We start from the raw sequence: 14,920 nt of genomic DNA on the forward strand, positions 1-14,920 counted from the left end.
CACCCGTCCTGAGGGTGCGGCCGGGCCGTTCTGGTACGCCCCGGGTCAGCCGAAGTTGACGCCCTGCGCCAGCGGCAGCTCCGTGGAGTAGTTCACCGTGTTGGTGGCGCGGCGCATGTACTGCTTCCAGGCGTCGGAGCCGGACTCGCGGCCGCCGCCCGTCGACTTCTCGCCGCCGAACGCGCCGCCGATCTCCGCGCCCGAGGTGCCGATGTTGACGTTCACGATGCCGCAGTCCGAGCCCACCTCGGAGAGGAAGGTCTCGGCCTCGCGCACGTCCAGCGTGAAGATCGACGACGACAGGCCCTGCGGCACGTCGTTGTGCACGGCGATCGCCTCGGACAGCTCCGAGTAGGTCAGCACGTACAGGATCGGGGCGAACGTCTCACGCTTGACGACGTCGGCCTGCTCCGGCATGCGCACGATCGCCGGGTGCACGTACGCCGCGTCCTCCGCGCCGGGCACGTCCACGACCGTGCCGCCCACGACGAGCTCGCCGCCCGCCGTCACGGCCTCGTCGATCGCGGCCAGCATGCGCTCGCGCGCGGCGGCGTCGACCAGGGGGCCCACCAGCGTGCCGTCCGTGCGCGGGTCGCCCACGGGCAGGCCGGCGTAGACCTTGGCGAGCCGCGCCACGACGTCGTCCACGATCGACTCGTGCACGATCAGGCGGCGCAGCGAGGTGCAGCGCTGCCCGGCCGTGCCGGCCGCGGAGAACACGGCGCCGCGCACGGCGAGGTCGAGGTCGGCCGACGGCGCGACGATCGCGCCGTTGTTGCCGCCCAGCTCCAGCAGGTACCGGCCGCCACGGGCCGCGACGACGGGCGCGACCTGCTGGCCCATGCGCTCCGAGCCGGTCGCGGAGACGAGCGCGACGCGCGGGTCGGCCACGAGGGCCTCGCCGGCCTCGCGGTCGCCGAGCAGGAGCTGCGAGACGCCCGCCGGGAAGCCGGCCTCGGCCAGCGCCCGGTCGAGCAGCGCGGCGGCGCCGACGGCGGACAGCAGGGTCTTCTCGCTCGGCTTCCACACCACGGTGTCGCCGCAGACCAGCGCGACGGCCGTGTTCCAGGACCACACCGCGACCGGGAAGTTGAAGGCGCTGATCACGCCGACCACGCCCATCGGGTGCCACGTCTCCATGAGGCGGTGGCCGGGACGCTCGGACGGCATGGTGCGGCCGCCCACCTGGCGCGACAGCCCGACGGCGAAGTCGCAGATGTCGATCATCTCCTGGACCTCGCCCAGGGCCTCGCTCGTGATCTTGCCCGCCTCGATGGTGACGAGCTCCGCGAGGTCGGCCTTGTGCTCGGTGAGCAGCTCGCCGAGGCGCTTGACGACCTGCCCGCGCACCGGGGCCGGCACGGAGCGCCACGTGGTGAAGGCCTCGGCGGCCTCGCCGACGGCGGTGGCGGCCTCGGCGGCACCGGCGCGGTGCAGCTCCAGCAGCGGCTGCCCGGACAGCGGCGACACGACGGGCAGGCCCGTCCCGGTGGGCACCGTGGCGCCCAGCCGCTCCAGCGCGGCGAGGGCGGCGTCGTGCAGCTCGGTCGTCAGCGGGCTGTGGGTGGTGGTGCTGGTCATCGCGGTGCTCCCGTTGTGCGGTGGGTGGTGGTGAGGGTGGCCGGGTCGACGCCGAGGGTCTCGGCGGCGGCGGCGAGCGACCTGGCCACCTGGTCGGCGTACAGGTCGAAGGGGTCGTTCAGGTCGCGGCCGAGCGCGCCCGCCATCCAGTCGGCATCCCGGTCGGTGCCCTCCTGGCTGGCGTCCTTGGCGCCGTCGGACGTGAGGTTGGACTGGAAGATCCCGGCCGCCGAGCGCGGCAGGAAGTCCTCGTAGACGATCGGCTCGCGGACGACGCCGGTGCCGGCCGGGTCGACCTCGTAGGTGAACCAGCCGAGCTCCAGGTCCGCGAGCGCGGCCTCCGTGGTGGGGAAGGTCTTCTGCCAGACGGCGCGGGCGAGCTGCTGGCGCTGCGCCTCCGTGAAGCCGGGGTCCCCGGCGCGGGCCGCGGCGGCGGCCTCGTCGATCTCGACCACCGCGGCGTCGTACGCGGCGCGCCCCGCGCGGGTCAGCGCGATGCCGCGGGCCTCGACCTCGCCGAACCGCACGCGCAGTGAGTCGCTGATGATCTCGCCGTCGGCGGTGCGGAAGGTGCGGGGCTCGGCGAGCGCGCGGAACGACGTCTGCCGCAGCAGCACGTCCGGGCCCTCCCAGCGCGGCGGGCCCTGGATCGCGTCGATCATCGTGATGCCGCCGGCCTCCATGCGTGCGTAGAGGTCGTCGATGTCCAGCACGCGGGGCGTGAGGTGGTTGATGTGCGTGGAGGCGATGCCGCCGATGTCGGCGGCGACGGCGCTGACCGCCTCCAGCTCGCGGTACCAGGCCTGGTCAACGGGCTCGCGGGACAGCTCGAACGCCTCGGTCGCGAGCCGCAGGAACTCGGCGGCCTGATCCTCGGGGAGGCCGCCCTCGGCCTCCGCGCGGTCGGCGAGGGCGAGCAGCTCCGGGCCGAACAGGGTGCGGGCGCCGAGGAAGTTCTCGAGGCGCTGCTCCAGGTCGGCGGTGAAGAAGCGGCGGTCGGCGGTAACCAGCATGGAGGTGAAGACCCGGAAGGGGTTGCGGGCCAGCTCGGCCCGGTCGACCGGGCGGAACGCCGTCGAGATGACAGGCACGGAGCTGGACGAGGCATCCCGCAGGTCGTAGAACCCGACCGGGTGCATGCCCATCGCGCCGAAGATCCGGGCGACCTGCGCCATCTCGGTGGGGGTGCCCACCCGGATCGCGCCGTGCCGCTCCGCCGTGACGCGCGCGATGGAGCCGAGCCGCTCGGCGTCCGCCCCGTGCTGCGCCACGAAGTCGGCGTTGACCTCGTGCGACACGTCGAGCAGCGTGGTGTAGGCGGGAACCTCCTTGCCGTACATGTCCGAGAGGCTGCGCGCGAACGCGGCCCTCAGCTGCCAGGGCTCGAGGAACGTCGGTGCCGACATCGATCTCTCCTTGCCTTCAGATGATGTTCGCCTCGGGGCCTCGTCGCCCCGGGTGCGTGGTACGGGCGGTCGTGGCGAACCGGTCCGCGTCGAACCCGGACACGTCGATCCGCGGCGTGCGGCCGGCGTACAGGTCGCGCACCACCTCGCCGACGGCGGGGGCCTGGAGGAACCCGTGGCCCGAGAAGCCGGTGGCGTACAGCACGCGGCCGGGCACGCCGGTCGCCTCGCCGATCAGGGCGTTGTGGTCGGGCGTCATCTCGTAGAGCCCGGCCCAGCCGCGCGCGACGGGGACGTCGTCCAGCCCGGGGGCGCACGCGCTCATCGCACCGCGCAGCAGCGGCAGCCAGCCCGGGTCGTAGGTGCGCTCGAACGCGATCGGGGTCTCGGGGTCCGCGATGCCGAGCAGCAGGCCGCCGGGCTCCGCGTTGTGGAAGTAGAACGTGGTGCCGTAGTCGATCGTGAACGGGATGCGCGGCGGCGCCGGGTCCAGCCGCGGCGTGAACCCGATCTGCCGCCGGTAGGGGTCGACCGGCAGGTCGAGGCCCGCCTTCGTGGCCAGGTCCCGGGTCCAGGCCCCGGTGCACAGCACGACGGTGCCCGTACGCACCCGCCCCTGGCTGGTCCAGACGGCGACGACGGCGTCACCCCGCGTCTCGACGTCCTGCACGGTCACGTGGGTGCGGACCGTGGCCCCGTGCCGCTCGGCGCCGGCCGCGTAGCCCTCCACGACGGCCTTCGGGTAGGCGAACCCGTCGCGCGCGGCGTACGCGGCCCCGGCGTAGCGGTCGGCGTCGACGTAGGGGTTGAGCCGGCGCACCTCGTCGTGGCCGAGCATGCGGCTGGCGACGCCGCGCTCGTTCTGCATGGCCACGGACTCCTCGAACAGCGCGACGTCGGCGGCGTCCGGCAGGAGGAACAGGTAGCCCGGCTGCTGCAGCCCGATGTCCGCGCCCGGGCGCGCCGCGAAGTCCTCGTAGAGGTCGAGGCTGCGGTCGCCGAGGTCGACGTTCGCGGGGTCGGAGAACTGGGCGCGCACTCCCCCGATGGGCTTGCCCGAGCTGCCCGAGGCGAGCTCGTCGGCCTCCAGGAGGAGCACGTCGACGCCGTCCTCGGCCAGGTGGAACGCCACCGACGCGCCGAGCGCACCACCGCCGACCACGACGACGTCGGCGCGCGCGGGCAGCCGTCCCCGACGGTCCGCGGGGCGCCGTGCTGAGGTCATGCACGCATCCTGCCACGGGCTCCGGCCGGATATGGCCGACACCGGAATTGTTCTTGCAAGACTGGTCGGACTCGGGGGAATCAGGTGCCGATACCGGCCCTCGCCGTCGTCAGATCAGTGCGCCGCGGCGCGGCAGTCCGCGCAGGTGCCCCACAGCTCGATCGTGTGCTCGATGTCGTCGAACCCCTGGGAGGAGGCGACCTTCGAGGCCCAGGCCTCGACGGTGGGGCCGTCGATCTCGACGGTCCGGCCGCACATGCGGCACACGAGGTGGTGGTGGTGCTCGCGGCGGGCGCACCGCCGGTACAGGCTCTCGCCGTCCTCCGCGCGCAGCACGTCCACCTCGCTCGCCTCGGCGAGCGCCTGGAGCGCCCGGTACACGGTCGCGAGCCCCACGGACTCGCCGCGGGCCCGCAGGGCCTCGTGGAGCTGCTGGGCCGAGCGGAAGTCGGCGAGCTCGTCCAGCGCCTCGACGACAGCGGTGCGCTGCCGGGTCATGCGTGCGGTCATCAGCGGCACTCCTTCGCGGCGGCGGCCGCACGTTCGGTGGCGGCCGCGGGCAGGTCGACGTCGTCGGGCAGGTCGGGGTGCGGGTCGTGCGCGGGGCGCCGTCGGCCCAGGAGCGGCGCCAGCAGGGAGACCACCGCGTACACCCCGATGGCCAGCACCACGATAGTGGCGCCGGGCGAGACGTTGTACCAGTAGGTGATGCTCAGGCCGGTCACGCAGACGACCACGCCGACCACGCACGCGGTGAGCATGGTGCGGCCGAAGGCGTGCGTGACCTGCTGCGCGATGGCGACGGGCACGATCATCAGCGCGCTGACCAGCAGCAGCCCGACGACGCGCATCGCGACCGTCACGGTGAGGGCCGACACGACGGCCACCACGATGTTCAGCGCCCAGACCGGCAGGCCGGAGGCGATCGAGAACTCCTCGTCGTGGCTCACGGAGAAGAGCGCGTGCCGCAGGCCCACGCCGACGGCGAGGACCACGGCCGAGAGCACGACGGTGAGCCAGAGGTCGGCGTCGGACACCGTGGAGATCGAGCCGAACAGGTACTGCATGAGGTTCCCGGAGGAGCCGCCGGCGATGCCGATGAGCAGCACGCCGCCCGCGATGCCGCCGTAGAACATGATGGCGAGCGCGAGGTCGCCGGAGGTGCGGCCGCGGCGCCGGACCACCTCGATGAGCACGGAGCCCACCACCGCGGCGACCACGGCGCCGGGGATCGCGAGGGCGTCGTTCGGCGTCAGGCCCATGCCCGCGCCGACGAGCCAGCCCAGCGCGACACCCGTCAGGGCGACGTGCCCGATGCCGTCGCCGAGCAGGGAGAGCTTGCGCTGCACCAGGTAGGTGCCCACGACGGGCGCCGTGACGCCGACCAGGAGCGCGGCGATGAGAGCCCGCTGCATGAACGGGTCGGTCAGCATGAGCATGATCACGGGCGCACCTCCAGGTCGAAGGCCCTGGACTCGGCGGGGTCGAGGGAGTTGTCGTCGGCGTGCGGGTGCTGGTGGCGGTGCCCCGCGCGGTCGTGGTCGTGCCGGGCCTGCGGCGGGGCGCCGTCGTGCACGACCTTGCCGTGCTTGAGCACGACGGCGCGCGTGACGAGCGGTTCGAGCTCGCCGAGCTCGTGCAGCACCACGAGCACCGTGAGGCCGCCGTCGACCAGCCGCCGCATCGTGGTGGCGAACGCCTCCTGGCTGGCGACGTCCACGCCCGCCACGGGCTCGTCCAGCACGAGCAGGTCCGGCTCGCGGACCAGGGCGCGCGCGATGAGGATGCGCTGCTGCTGCCCGCCCGACAGGAGGTGCACCGGGTCCTGCACGCGGTCGGCGAGGCCCACCTGTTCGAGGGCGACCGCGACGCGGTCGCGCCAGCCGCGCGGCAGCCGCAGCCGGCGCCCGTGCAGCAGGCCCGAGGCGACGACCTCCTGGGCGGTCGACGGGATGCCGCCGCCCGCCCCGGCGCGCTGCGGCACGTAGCCGATGCGGGCCCAGTCGACCGTCCCGGCGCGCCGGCCCGGGCCGAGGGGCTCGCCGAGCAGCCGCACCGTGCCGGCGGACGGCACGTTGATGCCCACCAGCGACTTCACCAGGGTTGACTTGCCGGAACCGTTCGCGCCGAGCAGCGCGACGACCTCGCCTGCCTCGACCGTCAGGTCGATGCCGCGCAGGATGTGGCTCGCGCCCGCACGGAAGTGCAGTCCGCGCGCCTCGATGACGGGTTCGCTGGTCTCGGTCACCTGCATAGTCTCCTCCGTCATGCGCAGACCAGGCCCTCCTCGAGCGCGGCGAGGTTGGCCCGCATCACGGAGACGTAGTCGTCGCCCGCGGCCGAGGCCTCCTCCGACAGACCCTCCAGCGGGTCCAGCACGGCGGTGTCCACGCCCAGGTCGGAGGCCAGCGTCTCGGTGACCTTGGGGCTCACCAGCGTCTCCGAGTACAGCGTCCGGACGCCGTTCTCCTTGACCACGGCGCCGATCTCGCGCAGGCGCGCCGGGGACGGCTCCGCCTCCGGGTCGAGCTCCGAGATGCCCACCTGCTCCAGCGCGTACCGGTCGGCGAGGTAGCCGAACGCCGCGTGGCTCGTCACGAGGGTCGCGCCCTGACAGGCGGCGAGGCCGTCCGCCATCTCCTGGTCCAGCCCGTCGAGCTGCTCGCCCAGCCGCAGGGCGCCGGCGGCGTACTCGTCGGCGTGCTCCGGGTCGACGGCGGCCAGCTCGTCGGCGACGGCCTGCCCGACGGCGGCCAGCCGGCTCGGGTCCAGCCAGAAGTGCGGGTCGGTCGAGCCGTGGTCGTGCCCGTCGCCCTCCTCCGCGTGCTCGGCGTGCTCCTCCTCGGTCTCCTCCGCGTGCTCGACGAGCCCGGCGGAGTCCGCGGCGTCGACCACGTGCTCGGGCGCGCGGGACTCGACGCCCTCGTCGACGGCAGCCTGGAAGCCGGAGAGGTAGACCACCAGGTCTGCGGTGCCGATCTCACGGACCTGCGCCGGGGACAGCTCCAGGTCGTGCGGCTCGGCGGCCGGCGGCGTGAGGTTGTCGACGGTGACCAGGTCGCCGCCGATCTGCTGCGCCACGTACTGGAGCGGGTAGAACGACGCGAGCACGACGACGCCGTCGGACTCCCCGCCCGCGCCGCCGGCCCCCTGGGCGGAGCAACCCGCGAGGGTCGCCGCACCGGCGAGGACGAGGCTGGTCAGGGCGGCGCCGGCGGCGCGGGTCGAGGTCATGAGAACGATTCTCACGCTTGTTGAGAACGATTGTCAAAGATCGGTACCGAGAGGTCGGTCACGCGCTATTTCGCGCGGGCCCCGACCGGCCCGGACGGTACGCTGGGCGGACGTAACTTCCCCCTGTTCCCCTGGAGAGAACCCTCGTGTCCGACAAGTCAGTGCGCTCTGCGCAGACCGCCAAGCTCGACGCCGTCGTCTCGCTCGCGAAGCGACGAGGTTTCGTCTTCCCGTCGGGCGAGATCTACGGCGGTACGCGCTCTGCGTGGGACTACGGACCCCTCGGCGTGGAGCTCAAGGAGAACATCAAGAAGCAGTGGTGGCGTGCGATGGTCACGAGCCGGGACGACATCGTCGGCCTCGACTCGTCGGTCATCCTGCCGCGCCAGGTGTGGGTGGCCTCCGGTCACGTCGGCGTGTTCACCGACCCGCTCACCGAGTGCCTCTCGTGTCACAAGCGGTTCCGCGAGGACCAGATGATCGAGGAGTTCGAGGAGAAGAAGGGCCGCGCCCCCGAGGGCGGCCTCGCCGAGATCGTCTGCTCCAACTGCGGCACCCGCGGCCAGTGGACCGAGCCCCGCGACTTCAACATGATGCTGAAGACGTACCTCGGCCCGGTCGAGGACGAGTCCGGCCTGCACTACCTGCGCCCCGAGACCGCGCAGGGCATCTTCGTGAACTTCGCGAACGTCGCCGCCGCGGCCCGCAAGAAGCCGCCGTTCGGCATCGGCCAGATCGGCAAGTCGTTCCGCAACGAGATCACGCCGGGCAACTTCATCTTCCGCACGCGCGAGTTCGAGCAGATGGAGATGGAGTTCTTCGTCAAGCCGGGCGAGGACGAGGAGTGGCACCAGTACTGGATCGACTACCGGACCAACTGGTACACGGACCTCGGCATCTCGGCCGACAACCTGCGCCACTACGAGCACCCGAAGGACAAGCTGTCGCACTACTCGACCCGCACCGTGGACATCGAGTACCGCTTCGGTTTCCAGGGCAGCGAGTGGGGTGAGCTCGAGGGCATCGCCAACCGCACGGACTTCGACCTGAAGACCCACACGGAGAGCTCGGGCAAGGACCTGGCGTACCGCGACCCGGTGACCAACGAGAAGTACTTCCCGTACGTCATCGAGCCCGCCGCCGGCCTGACCCGGTCGCTCATGGCCTTCCTCGTCGAGGCGTACGCCGAGGACGAGGCGCCGAACACCAAGGGCGGCGTCGACAAGCGCACGGTCCTGCGCCTGGACCCGCGCCTGGCCCCCGTCAAGGCCGCGGTGCTGCCGCTGTCCAAGACGGCGGACCTGCTGCCGACGTCGGAGAAGCTGTCCGCCGAGCTGCGCAAGTACTGGAACATCGACTACGACGTGACGCAGGCCATCGGCAAGCGGTACCGCCGGCAGGACGAGATCGGCACGCCGTTCTGCATCACGGTCGACTTCGAGACCCTGGACGACCAGGCCGTCACCATCCGGCACCGCGACACCATGCAGCAAGAGCGCGTCGCCCTGGACAAGGTCGTCGGCTACCTGGCGGGCCACCTCGTCGGGGCCTGACGTCTCCTGGCCCGATACACCGGGGCCCGACACCACGGGGCCCGAGGCCGGCTAACCACGCGCGTCCTGCGCCTGCTCCCGCAGCAGGCGCAGGACGCGCGCCGCGTTGCGGTCCGTGGTGTCGATCTCGTGCAGCGGCTGCACCCGCAACGGGCCCTGCTCGCCGTTGTCGACCAGCACGTGCCGCGCGACCTCCTCGGCCGGCGCGAACCGGAGCGGTATCTCGTGGAAGAAGCCGCGCACCATGATCCAGCCGCCGGGACACTCCGCCTCGATCAGGTCGTGCACCTCCTGCGGTGTGCGGGGCCAGGCGGCCCCCACCCAGCTCGCGGGCCGCAGCCGAATCCGTTGGTGTCGCAGCTTGCCGGCGAGCCAGTCAGCCGTACGTTCCGTGTTCGCGACGGCCACCTGGGGGTCGCCGGCATCGACGGGCGCGCCGAGCAGCGCCGCCGCCGCGAGCCCCTCGATCCGGAGGTCGAGGCCCACCAGGTCCTCGATCTGCTCGACGGAGAAGTAGACGCGCCCCGCCAGATCCGGATCGTGCTTGTGCTCGACGATCTGGCGACGAACGTCCTCGTCGAGCGGCTCCAGCTCCATCCGGACCTGCTTGCCCAGTACGGCGAGGATCTCCCGCAGCGACCCGAAGCTGGGCGTCCGCACGCCCGCCTCGAGCTGGGAGATCGACGCCCGGGACCGGCCGAGCCGACGCCCGAGCTCCTCCTGCGTGAGCCGGGCCTCCTGGCGGGCCTCCTTGATCAGTGCGGCGAGATCCATCGCCCGATCGTGTCAGCGATCGGGCCCGCGGGCCGGGCGGAGTCGACGCGCCTGTGGACAACCTCTCCGGGAAAGCACTCTGCCGGCCAGGTACGTAACGGAGACGTAGCAGTGCTCGCTCTGCGTTACGTACCTGGCTGACGAACCACTTCCCCGGAGGTCCACCCGGCGCGCCCCCGGAGCGCCTTCCGTCCGGCCCCCGCACGGGTTCACCCGGGTGAGGTCGGCTCTAATCGGGTCATATCGCGCGGTGAGCGGGCTCTGAGAACTCGTAGCGCGCTCCGTCCAGGGGCGCCCCGAGTCACCGAGAAGGTTGGCCCCATGATGTCACCGAGAAGGTTGGCCCCATGATCCGCCGCACCATCGTCGCCCTGGTGAGCGTGCTCGCGCTCGCTCTCACGGCGTCGGCCCCCGCGCAGGCCGCGACCGTCTACACCACGAACGTGACGCTCGACGCGAAGCCCGAGCCGGTCGCGAAGAACAAGACGGTCACCCTCAAGGGGACGCTCAAGTACAAGAAGGACGGCCAGTGGCGCGCCCTGCCCACGACCAAGGTCCTGACCGTGGTCTTCGACCCGGCGGGCCCGGACAAGCCCCGCAAGATCGGCCTGGTCCGGACCACGCGCACCGGCGCGTACACGTACAAGGCCACGGCGTCGCGCTCGGGCAAGTGGACGGTGAGGTACGCGGGCAAGGCCGGCACCTTCCGGGCCGACTCCGGCGCCGACGCCGTCTGCGTGTACTCGGCCGGGCGGTGGCAGTGCCCCGTCTCGCCGACCAACCCCGACCTCGACTGCGCGGACATCGGCAAGACGGTCTGGGTCGGCACAAAGGACTACCACGCGCTCGACGCCGACAACGACGGCTGGGGCTGCGACTCGTACTCCTGACCGGCTCGCCCCGACCCTGCCCGGCGGGTCCGCCCGGTCGCCCGAAGGCGGGTGTCCGGGCGCACGTACCGACCATGCCGAACCGTGTGGAATGCTTAGGCAATGCTTACCTCACCTGCGGCAGCGCCCGCGGGACGCCGTGAGGGTGCGGAAGCCGTAGCCCAGCGTGCCCGGCGTCGGACGTTCGCGTTGCTCACGGCGCTCGCCGCGCTGCTGCTCGTCGTCCTGGCGAGCCTCGCGCTCGGCGTCCGGGACATCAACCCGGCCGAGGTCTGGCGAGCGCTGACGGCACCCGTCGCCGGGTTCATGGACCACGACGTGGTGCTGGAGCAGCGCCTGCCCCGCACCGTCGTGGGCCTGGCGGCGGGTGTCGCGCTCGGCACGGCGGGCACCCTGATCCAGGGCGTCACCCGCAACCCGATCGCCGACCCCGGCCTGCTGGGCCTGAACTCGGGCGCGTCGCTGGCGGTCGTGTGCGCGGTCTGGCTGCTGGGCATCACCTCGCCGCTGGGCTACGTCTGGTTCGCGTTCCTGGGGGCCGCCGTCGCGGCCGCGATCGTGTTCTCGGTGGGGCGCGGCCAACCGGTGCGGCTCGCGCTGGTCGGGGCCGCGGTGACCGCGCTGATCACACCCCTGATCACCCTGGTGCTGCTGCGCGACCAGCAGGCGTTCAACCTGTACCGGTTCTGGTCCGTCGGCTCCCTGACGGGCCGGGGCCTGGACACCGTCACGGCGCTGTGGCCGTTCATCGTGGTCGGCCTCGTGCTCGCGGCCGTGCTCGCGCACCGGCTCAACATGCTGGCCCTCGGGGACGACGTCGCCACGGCGCTCGGCCAGCGGGTCGGCACCACCCGCGCCCTCGCGGCCGTCGCGATCGTTCTCCTGGCGGGCACCGCGACCTCGCTCGCCGGGCCCATCGCGCTCGTCGGGCTCGTGGTGCCGCACGCGGCCCGGCGCCTCGTCGGCACGGACTACCGCTGGGTCATGGCGATCGGCGCCCTCCTGGGCCCGGTGATGCTGCTGACCGCCGACGTCCTCGGCCGGATCCTCCTGCCCCGCTCCGAGCTGGAGGCCGGTGTGGTCGCCGCACTCCTCGGCGCGCCGGTGCTCGTCGCCGTGGCCCGCAGCCGGAACGTGGTGGGGGCCTGATGTCCACGCCCGCCCCAGCCGCCCCCGCCCGGGTCACCGACACCACGGTCACCACCGTCGCCGGCCTGCGCACCCTCCGCCGCCGCCGGCAGGCGCTCGTCGTCTCCGGGATGGTGCTCGTGGTGCTCGTCGCCGGGACGGCGGCGCTCCTGATGGGCGCGGCCGGCCTCACGCCGGGCCAGGCGATCGCCGGCGTGTTCGGCCTCGGCGACAAGGGCGACGTCTTCGTCGTCCAGAAGCTCCGCCTGCCCCGCATCGAGGCGGCCGTCGTGGTCGGCGTCGCGTTCGGCCTGGCCGGCGCCCTCTTCCAGTCGACGCTGCGCAACCCCCTCGCCTCCCCCGACATCCTCGGCATCTCCACCGGTGCGAGCCTCGGGGCCGTGATCGGTGTGCTCGTCCTGGGGCTGAGCGGCATGGCGCTGTCCGGCCTGGCGTTCGCCGGCGCAGCCACGGTCGCGCTCGCGATCTGGCTGCTGGCGTGGCGCAGGGGCCTGCACTCGATCCGCTTCGTGCTGGTCGGCGTCGGCTTCGCGTACCTGGGCTCCTCGCTGATCGCCTGGGCCATGGCCCGGTCGGAGGAGAACGAGGCGGCGGCCGTCCTGATCTGGACCGTCGGCTCGGTGTCCGACGTACGCGGCGAACAGCTCACGCTCGTCGCCGTCGGGACGCTCGTGCTGTGCGCCGCGGCCGTCGTCGTCTCACGGACGCAAGGACCGCTCGCCCTCGGCGACGACAACGCGCGCGCCCTGGGCGTGCACGTGGACGCCGCCCGCGTCGGCACCCTGCTGCTGGCCGTCACGCTCGTCGCGCTCGCGACCAGCGCCGCCGGCCCCATCGCGTTCGTCGCCCTGGTCGCGCCCGCCATCGCGCGCCGTCTGGTGAACGACGGCGGCGCGGCCCTCGTCGCGTCGGCCGCGACCGGCGCGGCCCTGACCCTGGTCGCGGACGTCATCGCCCAGCACGGGCTGCTCGGCGTCGCCGCTCCCGTCGGGATCGTCACGGGGCTCGTGGGCGCCCCCTACCTGCTGTGGCTGCTCGCCACGACCGAGAAGAGGAGCCGATGACCAACCTGCGCGCCGAGGGCGTCAGCCTGGGCTACGACGGCCTGAAGGTCATCGAGAACCTCGACCTGACGCTGCCCGACGGCAAGATCACCGCCGTCGTCGGGCCGAACGCCTGCGGCAAGTCCACGCTGCTGCGCGGGCTGGCCCGCCTGCACCCGCTCGACGGCGGCCGCATCACGCTGGACGGCGCCGACATCACGCAGATGCCGCGCAAGGAGCTGGCCCGCAAGGTCGGCATGCTGCCGCAGTCGTCCATCGCGCCGGACGGCGTGCGGGTCGCCGAGCTCGTCAGCCGCGGCCGGTACCCGCACCAGGGCTGGTTCGGCCGCCACTCCTCCGACGACGACGCCGTGGTCACCACCGCGCTGGAGTCCACCGGCGTCGCGGAGCTGGCGGACCGGCCCGTCGCCGAGCTCTCGGGCGGGCAGCGGCAGCGCGTGTGGATCGCGATGGTGCTGGCGCAGCAGACCGACATCGTGCTGCTCGACGAGCCGACCACGTTCCTCGACGTCCGCCACCAGCTCGACCTGCTGGACCTGCTCACGGAGCTGAACCGGAACCAGGGGACGACCGTCGCGATGGTGCTGCACGAGCTCAACCTCGCCGCCCGGTACGCCGACCACCTGGTCGTGATGTCGGCCGGCCGGATCGTCGCCGAGGGCCTGCCGTCCGACGTGCTGACCCGCGAGGTGGTCGACGAGGCGTTCGGGCTGCGTGCCCAGGTCGTGCTCGACCCCGTGGCGGGCTCGCCGCTGGTGGTCCCGGTCGGGCGCTACCACTCGAAGTAGTCCCGCCCGTCGAAACGGTCCCGCCCGACGGGGCGTGGTTTACCTCACGCAGACCTCCCTCAATTTCGCAACATCCCCGTGATCTATTGTGGTTAGGGTTACCTCATCTCGGCCGGCACCCGCCGGTCGTTCGACTGACCATCCCGGGAGAAACCGTGCGACCTCGCCGATCCCTCGCAGCGGCCGTCGGCCTCGTCGCCGCGTCCGCCCTCGCCCTCGCCGGCTGCGCCTCCGAAGAGCCGGCCGGCAGCGACGCCGCCACGCCGTCCGCCAGTGCCTCCGGCGCGACCGACGAGTTCCCCCTGACCATCGAGCACGCGCTCGGCGAGACCACCATCGAGGCGGCGCCCGAGCGCGTCGCCACCTGGGGCTGGGGCTCGACCGAGGCCGCGATCGCGGCGGGCGTCTTCCCGGTCGCCGTCGCCGAGCAGACCTGGACCGTCGGTGAGGGCAACCTCCTGCCGTGGGTCGAGGAGGCCTACGACGAGGCGGGCGTGGAGCACCCCACCGTGCTCACCGACGCCGAGGGCGGCGCGACCGTGCCCTACGAGGAGTTCGCGGCCGCCGAGCCCGACGTGATCATCGCCACCTACTCGGGCCTCACGCAGGAGCAGTACGACCTGCTCAGCGAGATCGCCCCGACGGTCGCGTACCCGGAGACGGCCTGGCAGACCCCGTGGGACGAGATCATCACCGCCACGGACGCCGCCCTCGGCCGCAGCGCCGCCGGTGAGGCCAAGGTCCAGGAGATCAACGACTACCTGGCCGAGCAGGCCGAGGCCCACCCGGAGTTCGCGGGCAAGACGGTCGCCGCGATCGTCGACTCGCCCGACAAGGGCGAGATCTACGTCTACCGGGCCGGCGACCCGCGCGCCGGGTTCCTGGAGGGCCTCGGCTTCGAGACCGCCCCGGCCGTCGAGGAGCTCGCGCCGGACGACGGCCAGTTCTTCTACACGCTCTCCTACGAGGAGCTCGACAAGCTCGACTCCGACGTCGTCGTGGCCTACACCTACACCGAGGAGGAGGCCGCGGCGCTCCCCGACAAGAAGGAGCTGCAGGCCCTGCCCGCCGTCAAGGACGGCAAGGTCGCGCAGCAGGTCGGCACCGTCGCGGTCTCGGCCGTCTCGCCGCCCACGGCCCTGTCGGTCGAGTACCCCGAGGGCATGCCCCTGCTGATCGACGCGCTGGCCGAAACTCTCGGCTGACCCTCCCCGACCCGCTGAGTGCGGGGTATCTGCGGCCCAACAGGCGTTGGG

The 14,920-nt window shown here is 72.8% G+C and carries 14 protein-coding genes; 6 read left to right on the forward strand and 8 right to left on the reverse strand.

The genetic code is table 11. From position 1 onward, the window contains the following. Positions 1 to 45 precede the first annotated feature (45 nt). The 7 genes from ACFWEJ_RS18830 to ACFWEJ_RS18860 form a co-directional block, all read right to left on the reverse strand. Positions 46 to 1,581 carry an aldehyde dehydrogenase family protein gene (locus ACFWEJ_RS18830; RefSeq protein ID WP_377230721.1) on the reverse strand — a complete coding sequence of 512 codons (1,536 nt, stop codon included), beginning with the start codon at positions 1,579 to 1,581 and terminating at the stop codon, positions 46 to 48. Then, positions 1,578 to 2,987: a 2-oxoadipate dioxygenase/decarboxylase family protein gene (locus ACFWEJ_RS18835; protein ID WP_377230722.1), complete on the reverse strand. Its 1,410-nt coding sequence runs from the start codon at positions 2,985 to 2,987 to the stop codon at positions 1,578 to 1,580. The genes ACFWEJ_RS18830 and ACFWEJ_RS18835 overlap by 4 nt, the downstream gene beginning before the upstream one ends. A gap of 16 nt (positions 2,988 to 3,003) precedes the next feature. Next, entirely contained in the window at positions 3,004 to 4,212 is a 1,209-nt protein-coding gene (locus ACFWEJ_RS18840) for an NAD(P)/FAD-dependent oxidoreductase (protein ID WP_377230723.1), read from the reverse strand. A 114-nt stretch (positions 4,213 to 4,326) separates the two neighbouring features. Beyond that, positions 4,327 to 4,722, reverse strand: coding sequence for a Fur family transcriptional regulator (locus ACFWEJ_RS18845; protein ID WP_377230724.1), 396 nt, complete (start codon positions 4,720 to 4,722; stop codon positions 4,327 to 4,329). After that, positions 4,722 to 5,651, reverse strand: a complete 930-nt coding sequence (locus ACFWEJ_RS18850) for a metal ABC transporter permease (protein WP_377230734.1) — start codon at positions 5,649 to 5,651, stop codon at positions 4,722 to 4,724. The genes ACFWEJ_RS18845 and ACFWEJ_RS18850 overlap by 1 nt, the downstream gene beginning before the upstream one ends. 2 nt (positions 5,652 to 5,653) lie before the next feature. Beyond that, entirely contained in the window at positions 5,654 to 6,481 is an 828-nt protein-coding gene (locus ACFWEJ_RS18855) for a metal ABC transporter ATP-binding protein (RefSeq protein ID WP_377230725.1), read from the reverse strand. Further along, complete coding sequence (locus ACFWEJ_RS18860) at positions 6,478 to 7,446, reverse strand: metal ABC transporter substrate-binding protein (protein WP_377230726.1); 969 nt, start codon at positions 7,444 to 7,446, stop codon at positions 6,478 to 6,480. The genes ACFWEJ_RS18855 and ACFWEJ_RS18860 overlap by 4 nt, the downstream gene beginning before the upstream one ends. Positions 7,447 to 7,592: 146 nt before the next feature. Between ACFWEJ_RS18860 and ACFWEJ_RS18865 the strand changes: the two genes are divergently transcribed. Further along, positions 7,593 to 8,999: a glycine--tRNA ligase gene (locus ACFWEJ_RS18865; protein ID WP_377230727.1), complete on the forward strand. Its 1,407-nt coding sequence runs from the start codon at positions 7,593 to 7,595 to the stop codon at positions 8,997 to 8,999. 51 nt (positions 9,000 to 9,050) lie between these two features. On the opposite strand, the gene ACFWEJ_RS18870 is transcribed toward ACFWEJ_RS18865, so the two are convergent. Further along, on the reverse strand, positions 9,051 to 9,773 hold the full coding sequence (locus ACFWEJ_RS18870; RefSeq protein WP_377230728.1) for a helix-turn-helix domain-containing protein: 723 nt from the start codon (positions 9,771 to 9,773) through the stop codon (positions 9,051 to 9,053). Between the two features lie 347 nt (positions 9,774 to 10,120). Here ACFWEJ_RS18870 and ACFWEJ_RS18875 point away from each other — a divergent pair, with 347 nt between their 5' ends. From ACFWEJ_RS18875 to ACFWEJ_RS18895, 5 genes are all read left to right on the forward strand, one after another. Further along, entirely contained in the window at positions 10,121 to 10,663 is a 543-nt protein-coding gene (locus tag ACFWEJ_RS18875; protein ID WP_377230729.1) for a hypothetical protein, read from the forward strand. A gap of 102 nt (positions 10,664 to 10,765) precedes the next feature. Next, the gene (locus ACFWEJ_RS18880; RefSeq protein ID WP_377230730.1) at positions 10,766 to 11,812 is read left to right on the forward strand and encodes a FecCD family ABC transporter permease; all 1,047 of its coding nucleotides are present in this window, start codon (positions 10,766 to 10,768) and stop codon (positions 11,810 to 11,812) included. Beyond that, on the forward strand, positions 11,812 to 12,876 hold the full coding sequence (locus ACFWEJ_RS18885; protein WP_377230731.1) for a FecCD family ABC transporter permease: 1,065 nt from the start codon (positions 11,812 to 11,814) through the stop codon (positions 12,874 to 12,876). Before ACFWEJ_RS18880 ends, ACFWEJ_RS18885 begins: the two co-directional genes overlap by 1 nt. After that, positions 12,873 to 13,664, forward strand: a complete 792-nt coding sequence (locus ACFWEJ_RS18890; RefSeq protein ID WP_377230732.1) for an ABC transporter ATP-binding protein — start codon at positions 12,873 to 12,875, stop codon at positions 13,662 to 13,664. The genes ACFWEJ_RS18885 and ACFWEJ_RS18890 overlap by 4 nt, the downstream gene beginning before the upstream one ends. 155 nt (positions 13,665 to 13,819) lie before the next feature. Then, positions 13,820 to 14,869, forward strand: a complete 1,050-nt coding sequence (locus tag ACFWEJ_RS18895) for an iron-siderophore ABC transporter substrate-binding protein (protein ID WP_377230733.1) — start codon at positions 13,820 to 13,822, stop codon at positions 14,867 to 14,869. The last annotated feature ends 51 nt before the right edge of the window (positions 14,870 to 14,920 follow it).

It is taken from the genome of Promicromonospora sp. NPDC060204 (assembly GCF_042728455.1).
GTDB lineage: Bacteria > Actinomycetota > Actinomycetes > Actinomycetales > Cellulomonadaceae > Promicromonospora.

What these genes read in the sequence shown, in the direction of transcription:
- ACFWEJ_RS18860 (WP_377230726.1), bottom strand. Translation starts at nt 7,446, where the DNA reads ATGACCTCGACCCGCGCCGCCGGCGCCGCCCTGACCAGCCTCGTCCTC.
- ACFWEJ_RS18875 (WP_377230729.1), top strand. Translation starts at nt 10,121, where the DNA reads ATGATCCGCCGCACCATCGTCGCCCTGGTGAGCGTGCTCGCGCTCGCT.
- ACFWEJ_RS18880 (WP_377230730.1), top strand. Translation starts at nt 10,766, where the DNA reads ATGCTTACCTCACCTGCGGCAGCGCCCGCGGGACGCCGTGAGGGTGCG.
- ACFWEJ_RS18855 (WP_377230725.1), bottom strand. Translation starts at nt 6,481, where the DNA reads ATGACGGAGGAGACTATGCAGGTGACCGAGACCAGCGAACCCGTCATC.
- ACFWEJ_RS18845 (WP_377230724.1), bottom strand. Translation starts at nt 4,722, where the DNA reads ATGACCGCACGCATGACCCGGCAGCGCACCGCTGTCGTCGAGGCGCTG.
- ACFWEJ_RS18850 (WP_377230734.1), bottom strand. Translation starts at nt 5,651, where the DNA reads ATGCTCATGCTGACCGACCCGTTCATGCAGCGGGCTCTCATCGCCGCG.
- ACFWEJ_RS18890 (WP_377230732.1), top strand. Translation starts at nt 12,873, where the DNA reads ATGACCAACCTGCGCGCCGAGGGCGTCAGCCTGGGCTACGACGGCCTG.
- ACFWEJ_RS18830 (WP_377230721.1), bottom strand. Translation starts at nt 1,581, where the DNA reads ATGACCAGCACCACCACCCACAGCCCGCTGACGACCGAGCTGCACGAC.
- ACFWEJ_RS18840 (WP_377230723.1), bottom strand. Translation starts at nt 4,212, where the DNA reads ATGACCTCAGCACGGCGCCCCGCGGACCGTCGGGGACGGCTGCCCGCG.
- ACFWEJ_RS18835 (WP_377230722.1), bottom strand. Translation starts at nt 2,987, where the DNA reads ATGTCGGCACCGACGTTCCTCGAGCCCTGGCAGCTGAGGGCCGCGTTC.
- ACFWEJ_RS18870 (WP_377230728.1), bottom strand. Translation starts at nt 9,773, where the DNA reads ATGGATCTCGCCGCACTGATCAAGGAGGCCCGCCAGGAGGCCCGGCTC.
- ACFWEJ_RS18885 (WP_377230731.1), top strand. Translation starts at nt 11,812, where the DNA reads ATGTCCACGCCCGCCCCAGCCGCCCCCGCCCGGGTCACCGACACCACG.